General features: G+C 53.0%; 7 protein-coding genes. 5 read left to right on the forward strand and 2 right to left on the reverse strand.

The genetic code is table 11. The features are described from left to right. Positions 1-192: 192 nt before the first annotated feature. The 4 genes from J1785_RS06020 to J1785_RS06035 are packed head-to-tail and all read left to right on the forward strand — an operon-like array spanning position 193 to position 6,186. Positions 193-1,404, forward strand: coding sequence for an aminotransferase class I/II-fold pyridoxal phosphate-dependent enzyme (locus tag J1785_RS06020; RefSeq protein ID WP_129950997.1), 1,212 nt, complete (start codon positions 193-195; stop codon positions 1,402-1,404). Positions 1,405-1,453: 49 nt separating this feature from the next. Then, complete coding sequence (locus tag J1785_RS06025; RefSeq protein WP_217219037.1) at positions 1,454-2,599, forward strand: MFS transporter; 1,146 nt, start codon at positions 1,454-1,456, stop codon at positions 2,597-2,599. 17 nt (positions 2,600-2,616) lie between these two features. Further along, complete coding sequence (locus J1785_RS06030) at positions 2,617-4,221, forward strand: carboxyl transferase domain-containing protein (RefSeq protein WP_217219033.1); 1,605 nt, start codon at positions 2,617-2,619, stop codon at positions 4,219-4,221. Positions 4,222-4,224: 3 nt separating this feature from the next. Further along, positions 4,225-6,186, forward strand: a complete 1,962-nt coding sequence (locus tag J1785_RS06035; RefSeq protein WP_217219034.1) for an acetyl/propionyl/methylcrotonyl-CoA carboxylase subunit alpha — start codon at positions 4,225-4,227, stop codon at positions 6,184-6,186. Here J1785_RS06035 and J1785_RS06040 read toward each other — a convergent pair. Together J1785_RS06040 and J1785_RS06045 are read right to left on the reverse strand one after the other, a co-directional pair. After that, on the reverse strand, positions 6,161-6,454 hold the full coding sequence (locus J1785_RS06040; protein WP_217219035.1) for a hypothetical protein: 294 nt from the start codon (positions 6,452-6,454) through the stop codon (positions 6,161-6,163). The genes J1785_RS06035 and J1785_RS06040 overlap by 26 nt on opposite strands. A 181-nt stretch (positions 6,455-6,635) precedes the next feature. Next, on the reverse strand, positions 6,636-7,232 hold the full coding sequence (locus tag J1785_RS06045; protein WP_129951000.1) for a TetR/AcrR family transcriptional regulator: 597 nt from the start codon (positions 7,230-7,232) through the stop codon (positions 6,636-6,638). Positions 7,233-7,348: 116 nt separating this feature from the next. On the opposite strand from J1785_RS06045, the gene J1785_RS06050 reads away from it, so the two are divergent. Continuing rightward, positions 7,349-8,104, forward strand: coding sequence for an SDR family oxidoreductase (locus J1785_RS06050; RefSeq protein WP_217219036.1), 756 nt, complete (start codon positions 7,349-7,351; stop codon positions 8,102-8,104). Positions 8,105-8,292: the final 188 nt, after the last annotated feature.

An 8,292-nucleotide genomic window follows, 5' to 3' on the forward strand; every position in this document is an offset into this window, starting at 1 on the left:
GCTTAATAATGATTAGCACAAAATAGATGAAGGGTTTAAATGCCGATTTTGATGTTTAATATACAAAAATGTAGAGTGTTAATTAAAAATTTTATTATGTTTTTCCGGGTTATTATATTAAGAATTGGCATTTAACTTTCTTTACATTCTGATGCAAGTTTATTCCAACTTAACTAAAACGGGACAAACTGCATGAATACCTGGAGTAATATTAAGAAAGCCGTTCAGATCAGTAACAGCTTCTGGCAGGTAACACAGGACTCAGGTTTATCGAACCTGGCAATCACCAATCTTGGCAATGGTCATCATCAGCAAGTCAACAGTGATCACCGCTTTGTGAATATGTCCTCATATTCTTATCTGGGGCTTGATTCACACCCTGAAATTCTCCGGCAGGCCATTGCCGCCTTGCAAAGTAATGGTTCGCTCAATACCTCCACCTCGCGCATACGCATCCAGTTTGAGCTTCTGGGGCAAGCTGAGCAGGCGCTGGCCGATCTTATTGGTGCTGACGTGATTACTGTCGCCTCCTGTGCCGCTGCTGCTCAGGGTATTTTGCCGCTGGTTGCATCCGGGGCGCTGACGGAGAATCAACCGCCGGTGCTGGTCTTCGATAAAAATGCTCATTTCTGTCTTAACATCATGAAACCGGTATGCGCTGATGAAACCGAAGTCATTACCATTGCTCATAATGATCTGGAACAACTGGAAGCGATCTGCAAAAAATATCCGCGCGTGGCCTATGTGGCAGATGGGGTTTACAGCACCGGTGGCCAGGCTCCGGTAAAAGAACTTCTGCATTTACAGGAAAAATATGGCCTGTTCCTGTTATTTGATGAGGCTCATGGCCTGTCTACTGTGGGTAAACTTGGCAGGGGACTTGTACTGGATACGCTCGGAGAAATTAATGACCGGACGGTCATTATTACTTCTCTCAATAAGGGGTTTGGTGCTTCGGGAGGGGCGGTGTTTATTGGCCGGCGACCTTATAACGAACAGCGTACGCTCATTTCTCGCTTTGCCGGTCCATTCCTCTGGTCACAACGTATCAATACTGCCGGGCTCGGTGGGATCCTGGCGTCGGTCGCCCTTCATCACACTCAAGAGCTGACGCAATTACAGAATCAACTGCAGCAAAATATCGAATATTTTGATTCGCTGATTGCAAATGACAATCACAATGACGGGCTGCCAATACGTTTTATTCAGATAGGTTCCGAGGAAGCGACCATCTCAATCGCCAAAACGCTATTTGAACGTGGTTTTTATACCTCTCCGATTTTCTTCCCGGTCATTGCGCGCGGTAAAGCAGGTTTGCGCATTATGCTACGTTCAAACATCAGCCGCAGTGAGATTGCGGAGTTTGCCGGGCACGTCAACCAGTTGCGAGCGAACTATGAATGAATCTGAAAGTTACCGTGTTCCGGCCGTGGACACGCTTTCGTTGAGGATCATGTCGCTGGCCTGTCTGGTCGTGTTCATGACGCAGATGGCGACCACCATCTACCTTCCTTCACTTCCGGTCGTGATGCGGGAGCTTGGGATGACCCAGAGCGCGACAGAGTTGTCGATCTCGATTTTCGTCGTCGGCGCGGCGGTGCCCGTTATTTTCTGGGGAGCGGCGGCAGACCGCTATGGACGGCGCATCTCACTGACATTATCGCTGGTGTTATTTATCGGCACCAGCCTGCTGCTGGCGTGGTGCAGGGACGCTAACCTGCTTCTGGTTTTACGTGCCTTGCAGGGGATCGGCGCGGGGGGAGCCGCGATTATCGGGCGCATTCTGGTTAAAGATAACTGGAGTGGTGCGGAACTGGCAAAACGACTTTCCGTATTGTCGGTAGCGTTTATTACCGCGCTGGGCGGCGGACAGTTTATCGGCGGACTTATCAGCTATTACCTGCACTGGCAGGTTGCCTTCCTGGTGCTGGCCGCCACCGGCTTTGTTGCGCTGCTTTTCTCACTGACGGTGCCGATGGCGTATGCCGAACCTGCCAGGATCAGCAAGGGTATGGCGCACGCCTACTTAACCATTCTGCGGCGCCCAGGTTTTTTCTGGCCAGCGTGCGTGGGAGGGCTGGGCTTTGCCACGACCGTGACATTGCAGGAAGTCAGTCCGTTTGTCATGCAGCAGAGTTTTGGTCTGGAGGTGACCAGCTTTGGTCTCTTTGGCCTGCTTATCGGCATCTCCTATCTGGCCGGCGCATTGACGGTAAATCGCATCGTGCACGCTACGGGAGTGGTCACCTTAATGCGTCGTGGCTCGTTGATGGTCGCGATCTCCGCGCTGGCGCTGCTTGTTCTGTGGTGGGCTGGGCTACTTAGCCACACATCGGGACTGGTTATTTTTATCCTGCTGTATTGTCTGATTATTTTCGGCCAGGCGGTGATGTTCCCAAGCAGCATGTCGGCGGCGGTGAACGATGGTAAGGATTTCGGTGCTTACGCGATGGCGCTGTGCGGGTTTCTGCAGCAGGGGATGGCGGGAATTGCCTCCTCATTTGCCGTGCTGCTGGAGCATCACGGCACATGGACGCTGGCCATCTTGCTGACCGGACTGGCGAGTTTTCTGATCGCCCGGTTCAAAGTCCACGCTTAATTTCTAAGAGAGGCACCATGGCGACAATTGCAGCACGTCATTACACCGATAATCCGACGTTTCGTGAAAACCAGCAGGCATTTGCCCGGATGCAGCAGCCAATAGATGAAGCGCGGCAAGCGGCGCTCCAGGGAGGAGGGGAGGCGGCTCGTCAGAAACAGGCGGCGCGTGGCAAACTTTCAGCCCGTGAACGTATCGCCCTGCTGATTGACGTAGGCAGCGCCTTTGTTGAAATTGGGCAGTTGGCTGCTCATCAGGTATATGAACATTCGGTGCCGTCGGCCGGGATCGTGACCGGTATCGGTATTGTTAAAAATCGCGCAGTGGCGATTTACGCCAATGATGCTTCGGTAAAAGGCGGCGCATATTATCCGCTGACATTGAAGAAGCATCTGCGCATGCAGCAGATTGCCCGTGAAATGGCACTTCCCAGCGTCTATCTGATGGACTCGGGGGGCGTTTATTTGCCGCTTCAGGAAGAGATTTTTCCTGATGAACATCATATCGGGCGCATTTTTCGCAATATTGCTGAAATGTCCGCGGCGGGTTTACCCCAGATCGCGGCGGTGTTGGGTTCCTGTACCGCAGGAGGAGCATATATACCCGCAATGTGCGACGAAACGGTGATTGTCAAAGACAACGGCACTATTTTCCTCGGCGGCCCGCAGCTGGTGCGTGCTGCAACGGGGGTAATTGTTGATGCCCAGACCCTTGGCGGTGCCGATGTCCATACGCTGGATAGCGGTGTGGCCGACCACTATGCAGAACATGACCGTCATGCGTTGCACATTGTCCGTGACATTATTGCCCGCAGTGATGCCGGTAAGCTTGCGTCACCGCCGCTGGCGGCGGTTGAGCCGCTGTTCGATCCGCGCCAGATCCCTGGCATTATCAGCGCAAATCCGCGTGAACCTATCCCCGTTCGGGAGATTCTTGCCCGCCTGCTGGACGGCAGCGAGCTGACGGAATACAAAGCCCGCTATGGGCGCACGCTCATTTGCGGAACGGGCCATATCGGCGGTTTTCCGGTTGGGGTGTTGATTAATGACGGGGTGCTGTACTCAGAAAGCGCGCAGAAGGCGGCGAACTTTATCGAGCTGTGTGTACAGCGCAATATCCCCTTGTTGTTCCTGCATAACATCAACGGCTTCATGGTGGGGCCGGAGTATGAAGCCGGGGGCATTGCCAAACACGGAGCCAAAATGATGAATGCGGTCGCCTGCGCCCGTGTGCCTAAATTCTCTGTCCTGATTGGCGGCAGCTTTGGGGCGGGCAATCTGGCGATGTGTGGTCGCGCGCTTGGCCCGCAGCTCATGGCAATGTGGCCGAACGCGAAAATGTCTGTCGTCGGCAGCGAGCAGGCGGCAACGGTGATGGCACTGATGCGTGAGGAGCATTTAGAAAAAAAAGGCCAACCTTTCACCGCTGAAGAGGCTGAACGGGTCAAACAACCGGTCCGCGATGCTTATGACCGGCAGGGACAGGCATTGTATGTCGCTGCACGTTTGTGGGTGGATGCCGTTATTCTTCCCGAACATACCCGCGACTGGCTGGCGTTGGGACTTGCGCTTGCCCACCAGGCACCCCAGCAGACGACCCATTTTGGCGTTTTCAGGATGTGAACCATGTTGAATCGAATTCTTATTGCTAACCGTGGCGAGATTGCCCGACGTATTGCCCGCACCGCCAGAGAAATGGGTATTGAGTACGTAGCGGTTTATTCTGATGCCGATACCGAAGCCGATCATCTGTCAGGTGCAATACGGACCGTCAATATTGGTGGCCCGCTTGCCGCTGACAGCTATCTGAACATTGATGCGATTGTGAGTGCCGCACGTCATTCGGGCTGTGATGCGGTTCATCCCGGCTACGGATTTTTATCTGAAAACCCGGAGTTTGCCGAGGCGGTTTCCCTGGCTGGGCTGACGTTTATCGGGCCGTCGGCGAATATCATCCGCGATATGGGCAATAAAATTCTGGCCCGGCAACAGATGGAAAAAGCGGGAGTGCCAGTACTCCCCGGATCGCAGGAAGCTTCTGAATCCTTCAGTGTGCTGAATGCGCTGGCTGAAGAAATAGGATATCCGGTGATCCTCAAGCCTGTCGCGGGTGGCGGGGGTAAAGGGATGCAGGTGGTGGAGCAGGCTGCTGAAATGCAGGCGGCCGTTGCCGCGGCCGTGCGTATCGCCAGGGCTAACTTTAACGATGGCCGTCTGATGATCGAACGCTATATCCATTCGCCGCGTCATATCGAAGTGCAGATCATGGGTGATAAGCACGGGCAGGTGGTGCACCTGTATGAAAGAGAATGTTCACTGCAACGGCGGCATCAGAAAATTATCGAAGAAGCCCCGGCGACGTCCATCTCTGCGGAGGTTCGCGAAGCAATGTTAAACGCGGCCGTCAACGGGGCACGGCAAATAGGCTATTTTAATGCGGGAACATTTGAGTTTATCGTTGCGCCTGACAACCGGTTTTATTTCCTTGAGGTCAACACCCGCCTGCAGGTAGAGCATCCGGTGACAGAAATGATCACAGGACTGGATCTTGTTGAGTGGCAGATCAAAATTGCGGCGGGCGAACAACTGCCCTTGTCTCAGTCGCAGATAGTCAGTAAGGGGCATGCTTTTGAGAGCCGTATATATGCTGAGGATCCGGACGATGACTTTACTCCCTCGCCAGGACCGGCCACAGTAACATGGCCGGAGACAGCCCGGACCGACAGTGCTTTCGACCACCATGGCGAGGTACCTGCGTTTTACGATCCGCTGATTGCTAAACTTATTGTCCATGCCGCAGATCGCGAGCAGTCCCGGCTTAAAATGGTGCAGGCACTGACTCAGACGTGGGTGTTTGGGGTGACGACCAACAGTGGCTTTCTCCTGGAATTATTAAACCATCCCCGGGTGATGGCCGGTAACCTGCATACCGGGTTAATTGACCAACTTCTTACGGGGCGTGACGTTTCAGTCGGGCCACTGGCTGCCTTTGCCAGCGCAGCTGCACTGCTGGCAAAGCAGGAAAGTGCAGGGCGTACCTCTTCCCCCTGGTACGGGCTACAGGGAAACAGTGACCGGCAGGCATTAGACCCGGCGGCACCCGCAGGAAAAATATATATCCGCTATCAGGGGAATGAAATTGCTGTCAACCTGCTGACGCTCGGTAATACCCAGGTACTGACGGCTATTGGTCCGGAGACATTCACCATCACTATCGCGCCGGTGGATCATGGCTGGGGCGGGCAGTGTGGTGATGTGAGCTGGCAGGGAAGAGAGAGAAAAGGGATCGTGGAAGTGATACTGGCGGGCAAGCGATACCGGGTCGATAGCCAGCTGCATCTGGAAGAGAATAACCGTTCGACTGGCAATGGCGTAACAGCCCCCATGCCGGGAACCATCGTATTTATCGCGGTAGAACCGGGCGCATTCGTTAAGGAAGGCGATACGCTTGCCATCGTCGAGGCGATGAAAATGGAAAACCGGGTGGTGGCAGTCACCGGGGGTGTGATTGCTGAGGTGCTGTGCGCAACGGGTGAGATCGTCAGTAGCGGGCAGCAACTTTTTACCCTTGAGGAGAGGCCGGGTTAATAACCGCATTTTCACACATTGGTTTATAGGGGTTACGGATGCCGGGGAACAGAATCGTAAACCTGGAAAGGTTTTTCAGAAGGCTTGAGACGGCGGATTTTAGTGTCGTTAAGATACCTTTGGTGGTCACGTCATTATCGAACCGCAAACTTTTGCGGATCCGGAACCTCATCACATATAACCAGCCAGGGACCGAACCCACCGGAATACGACTGCGGTCTTCTTCCAGAGATGCGCCACCAATTAAGACGTTGTCTGGATGGAGCATGTCGTAATCCCGGCAAATAAGAACGCCTTTGCGTCTGATGTTTTTAACCCGATCCACGTATTGCAAATATCAATCAATGCCAGGCTTAAAAAATAATGAAAAGGCGAGGCAATTATTGTTCAGACCCCCGGGAGACTTCGGCTGTTTCGCCACTCTCCTGCATGTACGCTGTGGTTGTCGTCTACTGAGAAACTGAGCGTAACGGTGCCCCCGCGCGCAATCCCGCCATCACCATGTCGATGAGCCAGGTTAGCCGGGGCTGCCACTCATCATTAAAATCGAGCTGCCATATCCCTGCAATTGCCAGGAAAAAGTCGTCAGTGGTAACCCCCGGGTGGATAGTTCCCGCTTTCTTATTGGCATCAAGTAACAACTGAGCGGCAGCAATGACAGGGGCATAGCCTGCCTTTTCCGGACAGTCCCGCGAGAGCGATACCTCGCGAATGGCATTGGCCAGGCCTGCTTTGGTCATTGCATATTCGGCAAGGCGATTCATCCAGTCACGCAACGCCTGTTCGGGTGCGCAGGTCCGGAGCAAATGTTCTGCAAACTTTGTGACCTGCAACATCTCATAGCGATAAACCTCCATCACTAATACCTCCCGTGTCGGGAAGTTGCGATAAAAAGTGGCCTGCCCGACGCCTGCCTTCTTCGCGATCGTGCTTAGGGGCACGTCTGCGGAAACGGTCAGTTCCTGAAGTGCAACCGACAGAATACGCTCGCGGTTTTGCTGCGCGTCAGCCCGTGCCGGGCGACCCGTTTTTTGTTGCTGTGTCACCAGTCCTCCTGTCCACAATATTAAAACTTGCTTAACGGACAATTGTCCGTTAATTTTTTCCTGTCGGACAACTGTCCGTTTGGCATTCTACCTTTTTCATCAATCCGGAGAAACATATGAAAACTTCAGGTAATACGATCCTCATCACGGGTTCCACGTCGGGGATAGGGCTGGGCCTGGCGGTACGTTTTCATGAAGCAGGCAATAAGGTCATTGTAGCTGGCCGTCGCAAGGCTTTACTTGATCAAATCACAAACGATTACCCCGGCATCGAGGCCATTGAACTCGATATTGCCGATGCCGGTTCCATTACCCGGGCAAGCGAACTCGCGGCAGTGCGTTACCCCGACCTGAATGTTGTCATCAACAACGCCGGTATTATGTTGAGCGAAAATGTTTTGGATCAGGATGCAGTGAAGATTGCGCAACAGACCGTTGAGATCAACCTTCTGGGGACCATTCGTATGACTTATGCGTTCTTGCCTCAACTCACTCAAAAGAACGATAGCATTATCATCAACGTCAGCTCCTCATTAGCATTTGTCCCGTTCCCTATTGCCATGACCTATAGCGCCACAAAAGCTGCGATTCATTCATTCACTGAAAGCTTGCGTGTTCAGCTCGCCGACACTTCCGTACGCGTAATTGAGTTAGCGCCACCAGGCGTACAAACCACATTGTTTGGTCAGGAAAGTGACGAGCATGCCATGCCGCTGGAAGACTTCCTTAATGAGACGATCGACCTTTTGCATGCAGAGCCCACACCTGATGAAATCATCGTTGAGCGCGCCAGATTTTTACGTACAGCCGGGGCGACGGGTCACTACGACAGCGCCCTTAAAATGCTTTCTGAATGGAAGGCTGCAGACTGAGCGTTCGTCGCAAAGAATATGGACAACCCCGACGCAGCAAATTAGTCACTCCATAATCGAACTGAAATGACCCCAAATCTGACTACCAAATTCTCCCGATGCGGAGGGAAAACTGAACATGCATCGGGAAGACTTTTCACGCTAGCTCGTTGAATTTAAATGATACAAAGGTTCGTTCAGTTTTATGA

Source organism: Rahnella perminowiae (assembly GCF_019049755.1).
In the GTDB taxonomy this organism is placed as follows: domain Bacteria; phylum Pseudomonadota; class Gammaproteobacteria; order Enterobacterales; family Enterobacteriaceae; genus Rahnella; species Rahnella perminowiae.

Coding starts and splice junctions, on each gene's coding strand:
- J1785_RS06020 (WP_129950997.1), top strand. CDS start 193: ATGAATACCTGGAGTAATATTAAGAAAGCCGTTCAGATCAGTAACAGC.
- J1785_RS06025 (WP_217219037.1), top strand. CDS start 1,454: ATGTCGCTGGCCTGTCTGGTCGTGTTCATGACGCAGATGGCGACCACC.
- J1785_RS06030 (WP_217219033.1), top strand. CDS start 2,617: ATGGCGACAATTGCAGCACGTCATTACACCGATAATCCGACGTTTCGT.
- J1785_RS06035 (WP_217219034.1), top strand. CDS start 4,225: ATGTTGAATCGAATTCTTATTGCTAACCGTGGCGAGATTGCCCGACGT.
- J1785_RS06040 (WP_217219035.1), bottom strand. CDS start 6,454: ATGCTCCATCCAGACAACGTCTTAATTGGTGGCGCATCTCTGGAAGAA.
- J1785_RS06050 (WP_217219036.1), top strand. CDS start 7,349: ATGAAAACTTCAGGTAATACGATCCTCATCACGGGTTCCACGTCGGGG.